The organism is Endozoicomonas sp. 8E, from assembly GCF_032883915.1.
Classification (GTDB): Bacteria; Pseudomonadota; Gammaproteobacteria; order Pseudomonadales; family Endozoicomonadaceae; genus Endozoicomonas_A.
Genome location: NZ_CP120717.1, coordinates 6815775 through 6834414 on the forward strand (window position 1 = coordinate 6815775; position 18640 = coordinate 6834414).

19 protein-coding genes are annotated in these 18640 nt (G+C 49.2%); 8 read left to right on the forward strand and 11 right to left on the reverse strand.

Going from position 1 to position 18640, the window contains the following annotated elements:
* Positions 1-112 precede the first annotated feature (112 nt).
* The 4 genes from P6910_RS27005 to P6910_RS24300 all read right to left on the reverse strand — a co-directional run bounded on the left by P6910_RS27005 (position 113) and on the right by P6910_RS24300 (position 1095).
* On the reverse strand, positions 113-355 hold the full coding sequence (locus P6910_RS27005) for a hypothetical protein (RefSeq protein WP_410493855.1): 243 nt from the start codon (positions 353-355) through the stop codon (positions 113-115).
* Positions 356-409: 54 nt separating this feature from the next.
* Complete coding sequence (locus tag P6910_RS27010; RefSeq protein WP_410493856.1) at positions 410-538, reverse strand: hypothetical protein; 129 nt, start codon at positions 536-538, stop codon at positions 410-412.
* Positions 539-625: 87 nt separating this feature from the next.
* Positions 626-901, reverse strand: a complete 276-nt coding sequence (locus P6910_RS27015; RefSeq protein ID WP_410493857.1) for a hypothetical protein — start codon at positions 899-901, stop codon at positions 626-628.
* The gene (locus tag P6910_RS24300; RefSeq protein WP_317143812.1) at positions 898-1095 is read right to left on the reverse strand and encodes a hypothetical protein; all 198 of its coding nucleotides are present in this window, start codon (positions 1093-1095) and stop codon (positions 898-900) included. Before P6910_RS24300 ends, P6910_RS27015 begins: the two co-directional genes overlap by 4 nt.
* 189 nt (positions 1096-1284) lie before the next feature.
* Between P6910_RS24300 and P6910_RS24305 the strand changes: the two genes are divergently transcribed.
* Complete coding sequence (locus P6910_RS24305) at positions 1285-1662, forward strand: CidA/LrgA family protein (protein WP_317143813.1); 378 nt, start codon at positions 1285-1287, stop codon at positions 1660-1662.
* Complete coding sequence (locus tag P6910_RS24310; RefSeq protein ID WP_317143814.1) at positions 1638-2381, forward strand: LrgB family protein; 744 nt, start codon at positions 1638-1640, stop codon at positions 2379-2381. The genes P6910_RS24305 and P6910_RS24310 overlap by 25 nt, the downstream gene beginning before the upstream one ends.
* Positions 2382-2417: 36 nt before the next feature.
* On the opposite strand, the gene P6910_RS24315 is transcribed toward P6910_RS24310, so the two are convergent.
* From P6910_RS24315 to P6910_RS24340, 6 genes are all read right to left on the reverse strand, one after another.
* Complete coding sequence (locus tag P6910_RS24315) at positions 2418-4646, reverse strand: TonB-dependent receptor (protein ID WP_317143815.1); 2229 nt, start codon at positions 4644-4646, stop codon at positions 2418-2420.
* A gap of 99 nt (positions 4647-4745) precedes the next feature.
* Positions 4746-6752 carry an iron ABC transporter permease gene (locus P6910_RS24320; RefSeq protein ID WP_317143816.1) on the reverse strand — a complete coding sequence of 669 codons (2007 nt, stop codon included), beginning with the start codon at positions 6750-6752 and terminating at the stop codon, positions 4746-4748.
* Complete coding sequence (locus P6910_RS24325; protein WP_317143817.1) at positions 6752-7654, reverse strand: iron-siderophore ABC transporter substrate-binding protein; 903 nt, start codon at positions 7652-7654, stop codon at positions 6752-6754. Before P6910_RS24325 ends, P6910_RS24320 begins: the two co-directional genes overlap by 1 nt.
* Complete coding sequence (locus tag P6910_RS24330) at positions 7654-8484, reverse strand: ABC transporter ATP-binding protein (protein ID WP_317143818.1); 831 nt, start codon at positions 8482-8484, stop codon at positions 7654-7656. The genes P6910_RS24325 and P6910_RS24330 overlap by 1 nt, the downstream gene beginning before the upstream one ends.
* A gap of 229 nt (positions 8485-8713) precedes the next feature.
* Positions 8714-9100, reverse strand: coding sequence for a hypothetical protein (locus P6910_RS24335; RefSeq protein WP_317143819.1), 387 nt, complete (start codon positions 9098-9100; stop codon positions 8714-8716).
* A gap of 6 nt (positions 9101-9106) precedes the next feature.
* Entirely contained in the window at positions 9107-10354 is a 1248-nt protein-coding gene (locus P6910_RS24340; protein WP_317143820.1) for an MFS transporter, read from the reverse strand.
* A gap of 238 nt (positions 10355-10592) precedes the next feature.
* On the opposite strand from P6910_RS24340, the gene katG reads away from it, so the two are divergent.
* The 5 genes from katG to P6910_RS24365 all read left to right on the forward strand — a co-directional run bounded on the left by katG (position 10593) and on the right by P6910_RS24365 (position 15878).
* Positions 10593-12758 carry a catalase/peroxidase HPI gene (gene katG, locus P6910_RS24345; protein ID WP_317143821.1) on the forward strand — a complete coding sequence of 722 codons (2166 nt, stop codon included), beginning with the start codon at positions 10593-10595 and terminating at the stop codon, positions 12756-12758.
* 264 nt (positions 12759-13022) lie between these two features.
* Positions 13023-13286: a hypothetical protein gene (locus P6910_RS24350; protein ID WP_317143822.1), complete on the forward strand. Its 264-nt coding sequence runs from the start codon at positions 13023-13025 to the stop codon at positions 13284-13286.
* A 909-nt stretch (positions 13287-14195) separates the two neighbouring features.
* Positions 14196-14507 carry a type II toxin-antitoxin system RelE/ParE family toxin gene (locus P6910_RS24355; protein ID WP_317143823.1) on the forward strand — a complete coding sequence of 104 codons (312 nt, stop codon included), beginning with the start codon at positions 14196-14198 and terminating at the stop codon, positions 14505-14507.
* Positions 14500-14787 (forward strand): helix-turn-helix domain-containing protein, encoded by a 288-nt coding sequence (locus P6910_RS24360; protein WP_317143824.1) that lies wholly within the window; start codon positions 14500-14502, stop codon positions 14785-14787. The genes P6910_RS24355 and P6910_RS24360 overlap by 8 nt, the downstream gene beginning before the upstream one ends.
* Before the next feature lie 128 nt (positions 14788-14915).
* Positions 14916-15878: a hypothetical protein gene (locus tag P6910_RS24365; protein ID WP_317143825.1), complete on the forward strand. Its 963-nt coding sequence runs from the start codon at positions 14916-14918 to the stop codon at positions 15876-15878.
* 255 nt (positions 15879-16133) lie between these two features.
* On the opposite strand, the gene P6910_RS27020 is transcribed toward P6910_RS24365, so the two are convergent.
* Positions 16134-16427, reverse strand: coding sequence for a transposase (locus P6910_RS27020; RefSeq protein WP_410493950.1), 294 nt, complete (start codon positions 16425-16427; stop codon positions 16134-16136).
* Between the two features lie 233 nt (positions 16428-16660).
* Between P6910_RS27020 and P6910_RS24370 the strand changes: the two genes are divergently transcribed.
* The gene (locus tag P6910_RS24370; RefSeq protein WP_317143826.1) at positions 16661-18574 is read left to right on the forward strand and encodes an IucA/IucC family protein; all 1914 of its coding nucleotides are present in this window, start codon (positions 16661-16663) and stop codon (positions 18572-18574) included.
* Positions 18575-18640: the final 66 nt, after the last annotated feature.

The following is an 18640-nucleotide window of genomic DNA, read 5'->3' on the forward strand; positions in this document are numbered from 1 at the left end:
ATGAATCTTGATATAAAAGGGAGAGTGGGTACTCGCCAGCAGGTTTAAGCGCAAGCTTATTAAATCAAGCTGAATGGTTTCTGCCTTTGCGAGAATGACTATCGAAGGAGTATCAATGCTTTATGGGTTTATTGCCGGTTTCATTCCCGGCTTCACTCCCGTCATTCGCGGTTTCACTCCCGTCATTCCCGGTTTCACTCTCGTCATTCCCGGTTTCACTCCCGTCATTCCCAGTTTCACTCCCGTCATTCCCGGTTTCACTCCCGTCATTCCCGGTTTCACTCCCGTCATTCCCGGTTTCACTCCCGTCATTCCCGGTTTCACTCCCGTCATTCCCGCGAAGGCGGGAATCCACACTGACTCACCATCAGAACCATACTTGCCCGCCCCCCCTTGGCCTTGTCATTCCCTAGAAGGCGGAGACCCACTGTTGGCGCTGGATTCCCGCCTTCGCGGGAATGACGATTTCCTTCGCGGGAATGACGATTTCCTTCGCGGGAATGACGTTTTCCTTCGCGGGAATGACGTTTTCCTTCACGGGAATGACGACCTCCTACTTAGTTTGATGAACACGACAAGCGGTTTAACAAAATCGAGGATACCCTTCCATCGTCGTAGATCACCTTCAGAAATAACCACGCCACCTGAATACCCACTCTCTTGCCATATCCAGATCAGCATTGTTAAATCCGGCACAGCGCACGGACAGAAGTCTGATATCATATTCCACCATTGCACTCAGAACCGGCCAACTGATATCGTCATTAACAAAAGCACAAACTGCATCACCCGTCCTGACCCGGTGTGTGTTTTTTCTCACCCAGATGAATAGCAAAGTATTCCCGTTCAAGAGGCTGTCGCAAAACTCCAACAGCTCGTTCCCATGCTCTGAGGTCGTCATTCCCGCGAAGGCGGGAATCTAGCGCCAACGGTGGATCTCTGCCTTCTCGGGGATAACAAGGCCGGTGGGGGCACCGGGCAGTATGGTTCTGGTGGTGAGTCAGTGTGGATTCCCGCCTTCGCGGGAATGACGAGAATGAAGCCGGGAATGACGGGAGTCAACTCGTTCCCACGTTGGAGAGAGTTTTGCGACACTCTCACAGAGCGTGGGAACGAGTTGTTAGAGTTTTGCGACACGCTCTCAAAGCTTTAGTCGGCATTGTACTGGTCAAAAAATTCACGATTGTATTTTTTGGCACTATAGATACAGATTTTCATGATCGTTCAGGTACCTTTATTTACTGGTATGGGCAGTCTGGTTAAGCATCATAGCGGAGTTTTTTAGTGAAAATAGCCTTTCTATGCCAACGTATGGCAGCCTGGCTAAGCAGTGTCATTATTCTGATGGCCTGTCTGTGGACAGGCGACCTGTTCAGCGTCTGGATCAATCATGCCCTTCCGGGCAGTATTATCGGCATGCTGCTTCTGGCAGCCCTGCTGGGCAGCGGCCTGATTCGACTGTCCTGGGTTGAGGCCGGTGCCGGCTTTCTGGTTCGCTGGATGTCCCTGTTGTTTGTTCCCATTGGAGTCGGTGTTATCAACCAGCTGGAGCTGCTGGCCAACAGTCTTGGTGCTCTGCTGCTGACCAGTATTTTTGGGACCCTGGTTATTATGGCCATTGCCGGCTGGTTGTTTCAATGGCTGGAGCGTACACGACAATGACGTTGTTCCTGATGTTTTCGAGCACTCCGATGAAGAGTCTGCTCTACTGTTCTCTGACAGTGGCAGTCTACCTGATCGCCTGGAAGCTTCAGAATCGTTTTAAGTATTCACTGCTTAATCCGTTACTGATCAGCATTCTGGTACTTGTGGGTATTCTTCTTGTCGGCAACATTCCTTACTCCGACTACCAACAGGGAGGTGACTGGCTAAGCAACCTGCTGGGCATCGCGGTTGTCGCTCTGGGCGTGCCTCTTTATCAACAGATGAGGGATATTCATCGGGAGCTGCCCGGTGTAATTCTGGTGGTTTTTATTTCCAGCCTGTTTGCCCTTGTCAGCACGGTTATACTCGCAGTTCTGGCTGGTGCCGATGGTCAGGTCGCTATTTCCCTGGCACCCAAATCGGTCACAACACCCATTGCTGTTATGATTGTGGATAACCTGAATGGCGTCCCCTCTCTTACAGCTATTGCCGTCATCCTGACGGGTTTGATGGGTGCTATTTTTGGCTTGCCATTACTGTCGCTACTGAAGATCACTGATCCCAAAGCCAGAGGTATCGCTATGGGCACGGCCTGCCATGCATTGGGCACTGCCAGAATGGCTCAAAGTTCATTGAAGGAAGGCGCTTACAGTGCGCTGGCGTTAGTACTTTCTGCCAGTATCAGCGCCCTGCTGGCTCCCTGGGTGGTACCCCGGGTTCTTGGCTGGTTGCCCTAAATTAGCGGCCAGGTTTTGCCCGGCCGCTTTTCCTGCTTAATACTCTACGCGGTAACTCAGAGTGTAAGCACGACCTTCTGCATTATGAGCACTGATGCCATTGTAGGTGTCACCAGCCCACTGGCTGTAGACCGTTTCGTAGTCTTCATTCAACAGGTTGGTAATACCTGCTTTCAGTGTGCCCACCGGCATAGCGAAGGAAGCCAGCAGATCAACGGTGGTGTAACCGTCAACCTCATAACTCACGACATTACCACCGGACACCTTCTTGCCTTTGTCGTAATCGGCAAAGGTTGTAGACTGCAGACGTATACTCATATCTTCCTGATCGTAGGTGACATAGGCCACATATTTTTCAGGAGAGACATCGGCTGCCTGCAGGTCGAGCCATTTGCCCACCTCTTCGTAGTAGCTGCGTCCTTCTGTGAAGGCATAACTACCACCGACACTCCAGTAATCATTGACGAAGTATTCCAGGGAGCCTTCAAAGCCATACACTTTTTTCTGCTGATCCAGCAGGTCCACATTGTAATCTTCATTAAAGTCTATGGTTTTATCAGACTCGTTATAAAAGACAGAGGCATTAGCCAGCAGATCGTCAAAACGCCCACGCCAGCCCAGCTCATAGCTGTCAGTCTTGATGGCATCCAGATTAGCTTGTGAGATATCGGTAGGATTCAGCGGCAGTGGCAAAATGGCCAGAGCGCTGTCTGGTGAAATAACATCCCTTAGAACCCTTGAAGCATCAGGGACTTCAAAGCCCTGAGAATAGTTAGCAAACACTTCATTGCTGTCATTGAGTCGATAAACCAGACCAACGTTAAATAGAGTATCGTCATACTTTCTGACATCACCCTCTAATACGGTTACATCTGCCCAGGGAGCCAAAACAGGCAAAAACCAGGTTTCTGCCAACGGGGTGTAGTCAGCGATATCCAGCTCAGCGCGCTCATGACGCACACCTGCGTTCATTGTCAGCTGTTCGGTAATGTCCCAGGCGCTCTGCAGGTATAACCCGAGGGTCGTAGCATCAACATCCGGACCGTATTCATAAGAAGATCCTGTGGGTTCAATCACTGTGCCGCCACTGTCAATGTACTTTTGCAAATCGTGCAATTGTCCTCTCTGTTCGCCTTTATCAACATCGTAATCAAGGCCGTAGGAGATTCTGAACGTATCGGTCAGCTCCCTGTCCAGAAGCAGCTTCACGCCATAGACTTCTGAGGTAGACGTCGACTGATTAACAAAAGTAGTGCCGGGAGATATCGTGGAGCCTAACATATTCGGATACGGGAAGAACCTCGCATCACGCTCACGATAGTAGGTTTGCAACTGGAAATTATTGCCAAAAAAATCAGCATCACTGTAGACCAGATCAATGGAATTTCTCTTGCTGTAAGGCTGATCTTCCAGCTGCAACCCCTTAACAGGAGGCGGGGCGTCAGCAACATCTCCGCTGATCAGAGAAGAAATGTCTGGCGCATACTCAGAATCCATCTGATCATCAAAATATTGCAGTGTCGCTTCCAGACGCTGCTCCGCATTGAAGTCATAACCCAGTTTCACCAGAACATCTTTGGTATCGGTATCGCTTCGGCTGACCTGAGAGGGGTCCGGGTTAACCCGGTCACCATCGGCATCAAAAATGCCGTCACGGCTCTCGTAAGTACCGCTGAACAGGTAATCAAAATTACCCTCACTGCCACTGATACTCTGATTCAGGGTATAGCTGCTCAGCTCATCACCAGACACCTTAATGCCTGCTTCAGAAGCAAACTGGATATCACCTTCGGCTGGCTTACGGGTGATCACGTTGATAACACCGCCGGTCGCACCACCACCATAAATAGCGCTGGCACCGGAAATCACTTCAATACGTTCAATGTTTTCAGGACGAATCATGCTGAGCTGCCGGCTGATCTGACGGTTCTCGGTCTGAGCGATGCCATCAATCAAAACCAGAGCCTTACGACCACGGACGCTTTGCGTTCTGTCGGTCACCGTCTGGGTGCTGGGACCAAAGCCAGGGACCAGCTGTTCGAGAATATCAGCCAGTTTCTGACCGGATACACTCTGCTGGGCCACTGCTTCACCACTGATGACCTGAACGGTCCCGGAGACATCAGAAATACTGGCTTCGGAGCGGGAAGCGGTAACGACAACTTCTTCCAGCTGGGTCACGGAATCATTGCTTTCTGCAAAAGCACTCTGACTTCCCAAGGCCATGGTTATAGCGATGGCAAGGGGCGTTTTATTAGTTTTCATAGGTTAGCTTCTCCCTGTGTTTGATTATCATTCTCATTTGATCCCTGTTTTTATTTCGAGTCCGCTTCCCGCAGGTTATTGATTTTTTAAAAAGGTTATTTAACGGCTTTGGACGTATTTACCACTGAGCAGTAGAAGGATGAAATAAACACCACCGGCTCCTGAAACCAGAAGACCCGAAGGAATTTCAAAAGGAGCCATCAGCGATCGTGATAGCCAGTCACTGAGTACCAGCAGCAAGGCACCCGTCATGGCGGTAGCCGGAATCAGATGTCTGTGGCTTGACATACCGCTGACGCGGCAAATATGGGGCGCCATCAATCCGATAAAAGAAATACCACCCACTGTCGCAACACTGGTTGCACTCAAAAGGGCAACCAGCAGCATCAGCAAATAGACTGAAGCCTTTACTTTAATGCCCAGCAGGGAAGGCCAGAAGGCGCCCAACTGAAGAATGTCCAGCTTTCGCCACATCAGCATAAACATGGGTATCAGGATTAATACACCAAAAGACAGCAGATAAACCAACTCTCTGCTGGCTGCGTAGGTACTGCCTGAAAGCCATACAAGCACCTCGCTGGACTGATTACTGCCCAGTACCATAACTACGCTGATCAGTGTTGCCGAAACCGCTGAAAGACAGAGGCCAGCAAGAGCAAAAAGCTGGGGATTAAACCCGGTCATCCGACTGAGAGCCATCAAAACAAGCAAGGCAAAACCACTACCAAGCATCGACAGCATGAGCAAATCCAGACGCTCAAGACCAGGCATCATGACAGAGCCCAGAACCACAAACAAAACGCCCGTGGTCGTCAGGCCAGAAACATCGGGACTGGCCAGAGGGTTTCTCATGAGGGTCTGAAGAACCAGACCGGAGACAGCCAGCGCAGCTCCGGCAAAAGCTGCCGTTAAAACTCTGGGCCAACGCAGGTCGATCCAGGATTGGTCAAGGCCGCTGAACAGACTGAAGTAAAAAGCGACCAGCATTAAGGACAGCAGAACCCAGAGGACTTTTGCCGGAGACACTTGAAACAGAGCACGTATTCCTGTCTCACCAGGTGCTCTGGCCAAATTGCTGATCCTTTTACGCTGGCTCAACAGGAAAATCATGAAAGGTGCACCGACAACCGTTGTCATGGCTCCGGCCGGGATACTGTAATGCGCTTCTGACATCAGGAAAGGAATCGTTCTGGCCAGCACATCTGCACCCAGTAGCAGCAATGCACCTGTGAGGCTGGCTGCCAGCAGACGTTTCCATGCTGAGCGATAACCAAGACCACGGGCAATGTGCGGGGCAATCAGGCCAATAAAACTGATCATTCCCACCTGACTGACGACAGTGGCAGACAAAAGCAGAGCAATCACCAGCGACAGGCCAACGGTTCGTCTTACATTTACTCCCAGACTCTCGGCCTGCTCTCTGCCCAACTCAATCAGGTCCAGACGTCGGGCCAGCAATGTGGCAAAGAGAATCATCAGGGTAAAGATCGGCCAACTGCTGTTGATGGCCTGATAGTTAAACTGGGCAAGATTCCCTGCACCCCAGGTGTACAGACCCTCCAGACGATTCTCGAAAAACATCAGAATACCGGCACTGAGAGCACCCAGTGACAGGGTAATTGCCATGCCAATCAGAACAAGGTTAACCGGCGAATCACTGATAGCAGTGGCCAGCCTGAACACCAGTAAAGTGGTAAGCGCAGCACCCGCAAAGGCGACTACGACTGGATACTGGTCGGTCAATTCAGGCAACAGAACAGTTCCCAGCACTACGGCGAGCATGGCCCCGGAGTTCACACCCAGTGTTGCCGGACTGGCAAAGGGATTTCTTGTCGCTCCCTGAATCAGCACACCCGCAGCCCCCAGTGCAGCACCGCATAACAATGCCATCAATGTTCTTGGCAGAAGGAGCCAGGTCACTATTTCAGAGGCCATAGCATGATCGACGGGTTGCTGCAGGAACGGCAATCCATTCAATAAATTCAGATCAATGCCAGCAGGCCCCACTGTCAGGGATACAGTGACCAGCAGGATGAGCAGAAACAATACTAATGCCGTCTTTTTAACGCCTTCATAAAAACTGTTTACAGACTCCAGAATAAACATCACACCTCCGGAGCCAGATGACGGGCAAAAGCGTTGGCCATTCGAGCAGCCGACTCAGGACCACCATATGACCAGAGTGCAGGCAGATAATAGACCCGACCTTCTTTAACAGCCGGAAGGGCATTCCAAACCGGTGATTGCGCCATCGTTGGCAGATTTTCGGGCTGACTGCCAATAATGATCAGACTGGCATCGCCAATAGTGGTCAGTTTGAGGAGATCAACATGGGTAAAATCCCGTCCGGGTAATGAAGAGTGCCAGCTATTTTCCAGACCCATCCTGTTAACAATGGCACCCGCCAGAGACAAATCGCCGTAGACTCGAAGTCCCAGCCCCATACCGACAAACTTACCCACAACGACTTTCTGGCCAGAGAGTCCCGCTGCTTTGATAATATTGCGAGCCTGTTCCAGCTCAGACTCCATTTCCTTCAGTCTCTTTTCTGCCAGAGCTTCGCGCCCCAGAATATGTGCCACTGAACGAAAAATACCCTGCATTCTGACAAAATAATCCGCAGGATCTTCCTGGCTCGGGTACTGAGAATAAAGAACGGTTGGAGCAATACTCTTAAGCTCTGAAACTATACGACTATGACGCCATTTATAGCCAAGAATAAGATCCGGTTTGAGAGCCGCCACGGCTTCCAGACTCGGCTCAGCTCTTTGCCCGAGTTCGGTAACACTTTTCGGCATAACCGGGTCATCGGACTGCCACTCCCGATAGCCCTTTATTGAAGTCACCCCTGCAGGTACGACACCGAGGGTGAGCAGCATTTCAGCTTGGGTCCAGTTCAGTGCTGCAATCTTTTCCGGGGTATCCAGATCGGGTTCAGTGATTGAAGCCATCGCTGTTACCGATGTGAACAGCAGGAAACAACAGGTTTTTTTCAGGACTGCAAACATCAGGCGACTTCCCTGCTCGAAACACCATGGATCACGGGCTTCGCCTTACGCTCACCCAACGGTAAAAAAAGCGACTCTTTTTTGCCTTCCAATTGCACTTCCCGGGTCTCTACCCCAAATACATCCGAGATAATGCGCTTATCCAGTACCTTTGTAGCTGCACCTGTTCTAATCACCTGCCCCTGATTCATCAGCACTATTTCGTCGCTGTACTGAAGGGCCTGATTCAGGTCGTGAAGTACCCAGATAATGGTGGTCTGCTTTTCATCATTCAGCTGTCTGACAATATTCAGCAGGCGCAATTGATGAGCGATATCCAGCCATGAGGTCGGCTCGTCCAATAATAAAATGCCGGTTTCCTGGGCCAGCACCATGGCCAGCCAGACTCTCTGCATTTCACCACCGGAGAGATGATCAACCAGTTCACTGGCATAATGATCCATACCGACTCTGGAGAGTGCCGAACTGACGGCCCTGTGATCCTCTTTTTTCAATCGCCCGAATGGGCCTGCATGGGGGTATCGGCCACAGGCCACCAGATCCTTTGCGGACATACCAAGTGGAACCGGTGAGTGCTGTGGCAACAAGGCCAGACTTTTAGCCAGTTCTTTGCGGTGGAGTGACTTTAGCAACTGCCCTCCCAAAAGCACCTGCCCTTCACTGGGCTCAATCAAACCGGAGAGCAATTTCAGCAGGGTGCTTTTACCCGAGCCGTTGGGTCCGAGAATAGCGGTAATTTTTCCTGGCGTGATATCAAGATGGGTTGGTTGCAGGATGGTTTTTGTTCCCACCCGCAAACATGCCTGGTCAAGCGTTAGAGTCTGCTCCATGGCCTCAGTTTCTTTTTGATCTGTGGAAGTGTCACCGCTTAACTGTCAGACAACCGAAGCAAGCTCCCGAAATCTCTGTTGAGCCGGACTGACAATTCACTCAATAATTATTTTTCAATTCCTGACTGCCTGATATTGTACCGAGACAGTCGTACAATGCTGATAGCCATGGCTCAACCGATGGACAACGACTGCGAATAATAATAGTTATTATTTACATTATCAATTCTTAAGCGATCGTTTGATGGCATCGCTCAATCGCCCAGTCACGAGCCTGATCAAAATCGAGACAGGACACCATGGGAAAAGGCATAGCCTTTTTCATGTTGTCACTGACCACCCTGTCACCCTCCTCTTCGGAAAGCACAACCCGGGCAATACCTCGGCAAAAGGCTCCCAGTGTTATCCTGTTCTCTTTAAACCAGAGACCCAGTTCTCTTCTGGCTTCCGGTGAAAACTCACTGTTGGGCTTTGCCTGAATGATAAGACTGAATGGCTGCTCTCTTGCCAGCAGCCCAGAAAGATCCACCAGCCATTGGCGAGCATCGTCGTCGCTGGCCGGGCGATTAAAGCTGACTGTTACAACAGGCCAGCCCACCATTTGAATTGAGTTCATGTAAACCTAACAACTCCGTCTCTTTGGAGACTCAACTAATAAAAAGGAAATCATCAGAAGCAGAACAGCCAGAAAAATGCAGAAAACTTCTGCCATCTGGATGCCCAGTGATCCTCCCAGTCCGGCCAGGACGGCTCCCAGGGTATATCCGAGGGTATGAATCATAGCAAGGGTTCCTGTCAGAACGCCCTGCTGACCTACCTGTTCTGAAGCCAGTGTCGTGTAAGCAGGCGTCAGTAATGCAATCGAAGCGGCACTGATGACCAGCCCGAATATCAGACATATCAGGTGAGTGGCGGTGATCAGGAGGAAACTACCGAACAGTAATAAGACACTGCCGACTTTTAATGACAGAATCAGCCTGCCCTGAGCAAAACGAGATACCAGCAAATGTGCAACCACCGTCGAAAAAGCGGCCACCATCATAAGTATCGAAAGTACTCTTGATGCTGATACTCCGTCGTAAGAAAAACGCGCCTGCAAAATAGGACCTATAAGGTACTGCAACAGACCAAAGAGCGTTGTTACAGAGCAGGCCACCAGCAAAACAGGCCAGAGTGATTTCAGCATTTGCCTGAACTGATTCTTTTCTTGGCTACCCTTTTCCTGTCTGACTTCTGAAGCCTTGTCATTGAGTAATATCGAGACCTGTATCAGCAAGGGGATGGCAAGAACTACCATTGCTAAAACAGGGAAAAGGCTGCCCTGGGAAATCAGCACTGCCGGGATCACAGGACCTATGAGACGCCCGGCATTAATACTGACTGTAATCCGGCTTAGACCAGACAGTCTGTTAGAATGATTACTGTCGTCTATAACCCAAGCCTGAACCGCTGGATACAAACCCGATACCAATAGACCATAAAGAGTCCTGGCCAAAAACATCAAACCCATGGCCAACTCTCTGCTCAGCAGGCCGGAGCCCAGACCATGAAGCGCGAATGCCAGCAGTAAAAAGCTGGCCGCAAAACCAAAGAGCCCGGACTGAACCACTCTCTTGCGTCCAAAACGGTCACTTATTCTTCCCCATAAGGGCGAAGTGAAAATAAACAGACAGGTTCCCAGTGCCACCATGAGCGTCAGCAGGCCATAACCTAACCCGGTTTCTTCGGCTATGGCTGGCAGACAGATCAATAATGTCGTCTGGCCGGCACCGAGTATAAATACCGACCCAAACCGACTGAATTCTTTGATGGAGTCTCCGGATTCATAGACCGGTTGTGCTATGACAGGGCCAAGCTCATTTTGTTGCATGGTTCATGTGTGTTGTTGAGATCTGCATCAGATGATAACAATTCTCATTTGCAATTCAAGTCCAATTGACCCTGACCTCAAAATAAATACTTTGGTGCAATGGGAATGGGGTCTTAAAGCAATCTAAAAACCTCGTAACATACTGATAAACAATGAATAAATATTGATTCAGATCAAAATCAATGCAATCAGGGAACTGATGATTTAGATAACTTAATCAACAAGGAAGAGATGGCAAATGAATAACCCCCACTCTGGAAAATGCCCTGTTATGCACGGTGCGGTGACAGAAAGCGGCACGTCGAATGTTGACTGGTGGCCAAAAACTCTGAACCTCGACATTCTGCATCAGCACGATCAAAAAACCGACCCGATGGCTCCTGAGTTCAACTATCGGGAAGCGGTAAACACCCTTGACTTTACCAGCCTGAAACAAGACCTCAAAGATCTGATGACCAGCTCCCGGGAGTGGTGGCCTGCCGACTGGGGACACTTCGGTGGCCTGATGGTGCGTATGTCCTGGCATGCTGCCGGTACTTACCGTATTGCCGATGGCCGTGGCGGTGCCGGTACCGGCAACCTGCACTTTGCGCCATTGAATTCCTGGCCCGATAACGCCAATCTGGACAAGGCCCGTCGTCTATTATGGCCGATCAAGAAAAAGTACGGTAACAAGCTGAGCTGGGCTGACCTGCTGGCTTATGCAGGCACTGTCGCTTATGAATCCATGGGGCTGAAAACCTTTGGCTTCGCATTCGGCCGGGAAGACATCTGGCATCCTGAAAGAGATACCTATTGGGGATCTGAAAAAGAGTGGCTGCAGCCAAGCACTGAAGAAGGTGGACGCTACTCCGGTAACCGCGATCTGGAAAACCCGTTAGCAGCGGTTATGATGGGTCTGATTTACGTTAACCCGGAAGGTGTGGATGGTCATCCTGATCCGCTGAAAACCGCCCAGGACATGCGCGTCACCTTTGAGCGTATGGCCATGAATGACGAAGAAACCGTAGCCCTGGCAGCCGGTGGCCATACCATAGGTAAGTGTCACGGTAACGGCAAGGCGGAATTACTGGGTGAAGCCCCAGAGGGTGCTGAACTGGAAGATCAGGGTCTTGGCTGGCTGAACAAAACCAGCCGGGGTATTGGCCGCAATACCGTGACTTCCGGCATTGAAGGTGCCTGGACCACCAACCCGACCCAGTGGGATAACGGCTACTTCCACCTGTTGTTCAAATACGACTGGAAACTCAAGAAGAGCCCGGCCGATGCCTGGCAATATGAGCCGGTTAACAGTGCCGAAGAAGACAAGCCTGTGGATGTGGAAGACTCATCCATTCGCCACAACCCCATCATGACCGATGCAGATATGGCTCTGAAGGTGGACCCGGAATATCGCAAGATTTCCGAACGTTTCCGTGACGACCATGCCTACTTCTCCGACGTGTTTGCCCGTGCCTGGTTCAAGCTGACCCATCGGGATATGGGACCAAAATCCCGCTACATTGGCCTGGATGCACCACAGGAATCACTGATCTGGCAAGACCCGGTACCTGCTGGCAAGACAGATTACGATGTGGGTGTGGTTAAGGCCAGAATTGCCGCCAGCGGTCTGAGCAACAGCGACATGATCGCTACAGCCTGGGACAGCGCCCGTACTTTCCGTGGCTCCGATAAGCGTGGTGGTGCCAACGGTGCCCGTATCCGTCTGGATTTCCAGAGGAATTGGGAAGGCAACGAACCCGGGCGCCTGGAAAAAGTACTCGCAGCACTGGAGCCCATTGCTGCCGAGACCGGTGCCAGCGTCGCAGACGTGATTGTTCTGGCCGGTAACCTTGGTCTGGAAGCCTCTATCAAGGCGGCTGGCTTTGACGTTAAAGTGCCTTTTGCCGCAGGTCGGGGCGATGCGACGCTGGAGCAGACGGATGTTAAGTCCTTTGAAGTGCTCGAGCCTCTGCACGATGGCTTCCGCAACTGGCTGAAGAAGGATTACGCCGTGGCTGCGGAAGAGATGCTGCTGGACCGTGCCCAATTAATGGGACTCACCGCCCACGAAATGACAGCACTGATTGGCGGTATGCGGGTTCTGGGCACCAACCATGGTGGCACCAGACACGGTGTCTTTACCGATCGCGAAGGTCAGTTAAGCAACGACTTCTTCGTGAACCTGGTGGACATGAACTACTCATGGCGACCCGCCGCCGACGGTCTCTATGAGATCCGGGACCGCAAGACCGGTACCGTGAAGTGGACTGCTACCCGTGTTGACCTGGTATTGGGTTCCAACTCAATACTGCGAGCCTACGCAGAAGTGTACGCCCAGGACGATAATCAGGAAAAATTCGTCCGTGACTTTGTCGCGGCCTGGACCAAAGTGATGAATGCTGATCGCTTTGACCTGGCTTAATCCTGGCCAAAAACCAATAACACGCTGCATTGATTGCGGCGTGTTTGTTTATCATGGATAACCTGCCCCTTTCGATCATCATATGCCTCTTTGAATCGAGAATTATGGCGACAGTCTCAGGTCTGGTAAAAAACTGAGATCCAGTGCATTACGGTTATTGTCATAAAATGAGGTTGGTCTGGCTCCGTAAATTTGTATTGACTTCTACCCATGTTTAATTCCGAGTGAACTGTCAGTCTGATATGCATTTCCACGCTGGAGAGGGTGTCGCAAAACTCTCTCCAGCGTGTGAAGGAGTTGACTCCCGTCATTCCCGGCTTCATTCTCGTCATTCCCGCGAAGGCGGGAATCCACACTGACTCTCCGCCAAAACCATACTGCCCGGTGCACCCCTGGCCTTGTCATCCCCGAGAAGGCAGAGACCAACTGTTGGCCCTGGATTCCCGCCTTCGCGGGAATGACGACCTCAGAGCATGGGAACGAGCTGTTGGAGTTTTGCGACACCCTCAGAGCGTGGGAACGAGTTGAAATGCAGGAGCAGTTTTCGGTCTTCTGTTCAATCACCACACTGGATTACTCCTTTGGGCGTTATTGTTTGTCATCGGGCTTGCTCGAACCGGGTGATGAATCTTGCCCGCCGAGCCTGTTCTAGGCAGTGGCTGAGAAATGGGAATAACCAATCGCATGTTGAACAGACCTCCCCACTCTTTTAAACAAGAGGGAACATGAACTGTCAGCGTACAAAGCTTCTGCGTCCTGCTCACGCTCCTCAACTGCATCCATGCAGGCGACTGCCGCATTTACGGTGTCTCTCAAACCAGAGGGCTTTGTAATCCTTGACTCACTCGCCCACGAGAGTTGGCCTTGTATGCGATTTCTGGGGGACGCCCAGTCTCCGTCGGCTCGCACCTTTGCAGTCAGACTGCCTCCGCACAATCCCTCGCTGGATTGCACTTACCTTAAGCTAGCAGCCTGTCGGACTTAAGTCTGCCCTACGCGGCAACTGCTCCTGCGTTGCTCTAGCTCCTGCATCCGTGCAGTCGTGCGGTTGCGATAAATTGGTCTAAAAATTCCTGCCTCTTCGTCAAATAGCCCCGCTATTCTCCTCAGAAGCAGAAATTTTTATCCTCAATTTCTCGCAATCCTCGCTACGGGCGCTTAAGTCCGACAGGCTGCTAGTGGTTATCATCGGTGGACTTACATAAGGGGATTCCATACGAAATTTCCTTACTCCGCACCAGATCTGATGCTGGTTTACCTACAGGGGACTTTCACCCCATAAGTTCATGCCCATGCCGGGTGTACCAACATGCTCGGCAGGGTCAGTGCTGGCGCACTGCCCGTCAGCTTCGCGGTTACGCCTCAGAACAAAACATCAACATTTTCAATAAGATATATGGGCTTGACAGAATACGGCAACGCCGTATAATTAAGTTTATGATTTTTATTGAAACTAGCAAATTTACCAAGCTACTTTCTGACTATCTGACCGATGATGAATACAGGATGTTGCAGTGGCATTTACAGGAAAAGCCAGATTCAGGAGATATTGTCCGTGGTAGTGGTGGCGTGCGAAAAGTTCGTTGGGCTCCTGAAGGTAAAGGTAAAAGCGGTGGAGTTCGAGTAATTTATTACTGGAAAAAAAGTGACTATGAAATATGGATGCTCACAATTTATAGTAAATCTGAACAAGCAACCATCCCTAGTCATATTCTAAAGAAAATTGCGGAGGCTATCGAGAATGAGTAAAAGAGATATCGGCCAAGAAATCCTTGATGGCATAGAAGAAATTAAAGCTTTTAAGTCTGGTGAGGGCAATCTTGAAACAACGGTTCTTTCAGACCCATCACCAGCCAAAGAAATCAGAAAAAAGCTAAAGCTTTCTCAATCTGCTTTTGCTGGTTTTATGGGTGTCAGCATAAGAACCATACAAGATTGGGAGCAAGGGCGTCGAAACCCTCAAGGTCCCGCAAAAGCTCTGCTAAGAATTGCTGAGCAATGCCCTCAGGTGTTTCAAGAACTGAGATAATCCGAACAAAGGCATAACAAATGCGTGGAATTCTTTCCGCCCTGGAGGGCTCCACCCGACGCGCATTCGGCGCGCAGTTAACGCAGGCGTTAGGCGCAAATACAACATCTCAAACTTAAAAGGAAAATATGGAATTAGCAAGAAAACTGGAACTTCATTATTATTTCAATGATGAATCGCATTCAATGGATGCTTTTGTTCGTAATAAATGCGAGACAGAGATTCTTGCGGTAATAAAAGAGGTCGCTGAAACACTTGAAATAAAAATAAGAGTTGAATCAGAAGCTCATAAAGAAGGAGGTCTTCGGGACATATGGAAGTTTACGGGAGATAATAACGCTCAAATTGCATTGGTTGTTTCTGTTGTGGCTTTGATTTTGTCACAGGTTCCAAAAACCGATTCTGAAACAGAAAAACTACAAAAAGAACTTTTACAGCTTTCAATTCAAGAGAAAAAACTACAAATTGAGAAGCTAAAGAAAGAAATAAAAGAGAATGAATTATCTGATAATGCAGTTGAAGCAGCAAAAAAAATTACAAATAAAAGCTATAAAGTAATTGCCAGAAAATCAAACTTCTATAAAAAATTATCACATTATGATAAGGTTTCGAATCTTGGCGTTAGTTCCCTCGATCATGATGGTTTGAACGTAGGCTGTCAGGAAATAATACCAAAAAGTAAGTTCAAGAGATTCATTCTAGCAAGTAATAATTTGCCAACACATACTGATGAAAATGCATCGGTTGAAATTATTGCTCCAGTCCTGAAAGAAAGTAACGCTCATTGGAAAGGGCTTTACAAAGATGAGCCTATTAGCTTTTCCATGCAGGATAAAGAGTTTAAAGAGGCTGTACTCAACAAATCTGTTAGCTTTCAGCATGGCTCCACCATAGTTTGTGTTCTTAAAATAAGAAGAAAGCTTGATGAAGCTGGTGAAATAACAGTCACAGGTCATGCTGTAGATACAGTTTTAGAAAAGATTGAAAAAGGTGTTAGCAAAGAAACGACCCAAGGCAGGCAGTACAGATACGCAAGAAAAATGCAAGATAGTCAGCATGAGCTAAGTCTTGAACCCGAAGAAAGCACCTAACGAATAAGGATAGATTGCGCGCAACCGCAATCTTATCCGGTTGTTGAACAAGCCTGAACTTGACAGCCACTCAGTATGGTTTATAAGAAATAGCCTATGCTCTGGCAGCCTTTATAGCTAATGCGGGTTGGTTTTGACTTTTGTTAAGCTGAGCGTGCCCCTGCCCCAGCTATTAATTGCACATTGTCGTAAAATTATGCATTCAGATTGTGCTGGCTCTCCTCTGTTGAGTGAATTTAAGCCCTTTTTTATCGGTCAGGTGAAACCTGTGAACCGGAATGCTAAGGCTTTCATATCGCAGCCACAGGTTCTACGAGCGTGTTTTGGTCGGATAACGGGTTCCAGAGGTTTCAGCATGACTTGCGAGATCAGCTGAATCAGGTTAAGTCTGCCTTTAGCCCGACAGTTCAGGAATCCGTAGTCATGGACTCGTCTCAACCCTTTGGGCAGAACATGCTGTAAAACCAGCCAGAGAAAGTCTTCTCCTTTTATGGTTCGCTGCTCCTTTGCAGCGGTTTTACTGTTCCGTAGATGAAAGTCACTTGTCAGTCATCATGACCTGTAATGGCTTGTCATTGGTCACTATTGAGACCTCTGTGACGTGGGCATCATTTTGTTAAATGTTTCATGGATGCTGTTGAGAACAGTTGCAAATGATAACAATTCTCATTTACAATTCAAGCCTAGTTGACCCAGACCTTAAATTAAACCTTTGGTGTAACAGGAATAAGGTCTTCAAAGTTATGAGCTGAATAATAAAATCATTCTGGAGAATGAAATCAGTGACCACACTGCTTCTGGAAACCACGACCATCAAAGCCGAATACGACTCATCCTTTAACAGGTTCGGACATGAACGTAAATACGACTCCAATAGTCATGAGCAGGCTGAAAGTCTCAGTGCAGGCTGCTTTTTTAATGCCTTGCTCAGGGAATGGAAAGACTGGTCATTAGAGTCTGTTGATAGCCACAAGAAGTGGCTGAGCGGTCAATCAATAAGTTCAGACTGGCAACCGCCTGTTGACGCTGAAGCCACTGCTTCAATCCCCTTGCACAAAAGCAACTATCGGCTTTTGATTTACATTAAATATTTATCCATCAGCGGCAGACATCAGTTCTGCAAACCCATCGCCCTGGTTAACCAAAAAGACAACACCATCACTGATTTATCCTTCATTGAAAGTGTTCAGTTAATCGTTAAAGACAATGCTTTATGGAACAGTGACGCCGAGCAAAGACAACTGTTTTTTTATCGTGTTAAAAGAAGCGTTGAGAATATGGAGTCTGTTCTTGAATTAAGAAAAAACGAACTTGATCAACTATTTTCCGGCTGCACAGATTTTCAATCTTCAGAGCAGGCCCTGCTGGCAGGTCACTCCGTTCACCCCACCCCCAAAAGTCGGGATCAATTTACCTCAGAAGACTCGCAGCGCTATATTCCTGAATACGGAAACAGCTTCCAGCTGCACTGGTTTTCTATTGATGCCAGCCTGCTGGAAGCAGACAGTGTTCATGAATACTCATTCCATGAACTGACTCGCCAACTGGCTTCTGAAGATCCGGAGTTCTCCGGTCGTTTTCCTGGTGACATTCCCGAACATCACACCCTGTTACCCGCTCACCCCTGGCAGGCTAAACAGTGGTTAAAGAATGCTTATATCCGCCGGTTGCTCAGAGAAGGACAACTCATTAACTATGGTCTGCATGGCAGCCAATGGCGCGCCACTTCTTCAGTACGCGCGATCCATGGAATCCATGCCTCCTTTAAGTTGAAGTATTCACTCAGCGTCAAACTGACCAATTCAATCCGTCACCTGCTCCCCAAGGAAGTGCTTCGGGGCAAAGAAATCCACCAGGTGAAATACCATACTCCTTTGGGTAATGACTTGAAAAGCCTATATCCGGATTTCGAAATCATTACCGAACCGGCTCATGCCGCCATCAAGGGAGAAAACGGTCAGGTGCTGCCTGAAACCATGATGGTGCTTCGGGAAAACCCTTTCAACCGGGAAACCGTCAACCAGTGTACTGAGTTACTGGCCAGCCTCACCCAGGACAACCCGGCAGGTGAACCCAGACTGATTAATCTGATCCGGGAGTTAGCCGTAAAGGAAAGGGCCAGGGCAGAAGCTGTCGCACAAAAGTGGTTTGGAAAATACCTTTCCAAAGTTATAGAGCCCCTGATCATTGCTCAATCAGACTTTGGCCTGCTGTTGGGCGCACATCAACAGAACCTGTTGCTCAGAATGCCAGAGGGCTACCCGGAGACCGTCTATTTCCGCGACTGTCAGGGCACGGGGTACAGCCATCTGGCCAGAGAGCTCTTGCAAGCACACCTGCCTCTGGCCGATAAAGAAAAAGAGCACCACGTCAGTGAACAGCTTGGCAACCGGCTATTCACTTACTATCTGCTGATTAATTCCACCTTTGGTGTCATCAGCGTGTTGGGAGCCAGCAATATTCTTCCGGAGAAACAGCTTCTGTCCTCCCTCTACCGCTTTCTGGACAAACTGCGCAAGCAGGGCCGTCGGGACACCAGCTGCCTCGATTACATGCTCGACAGCAGAGAACTCTGGTCAAAAGGTAACTTTTACTGCACCTACTGCAACATTAACGAGAACACATTAAAGAATCCGATGGATGTCTATCACTCCATGAGAAATCCCTTGCAGGCATTCAGTGAGGTTGCCCGGTAATACACCCCATTGATTTTACCGTGAAAAACATTTTGCGATGCCATTTTCATATTTGAGCATGACGTA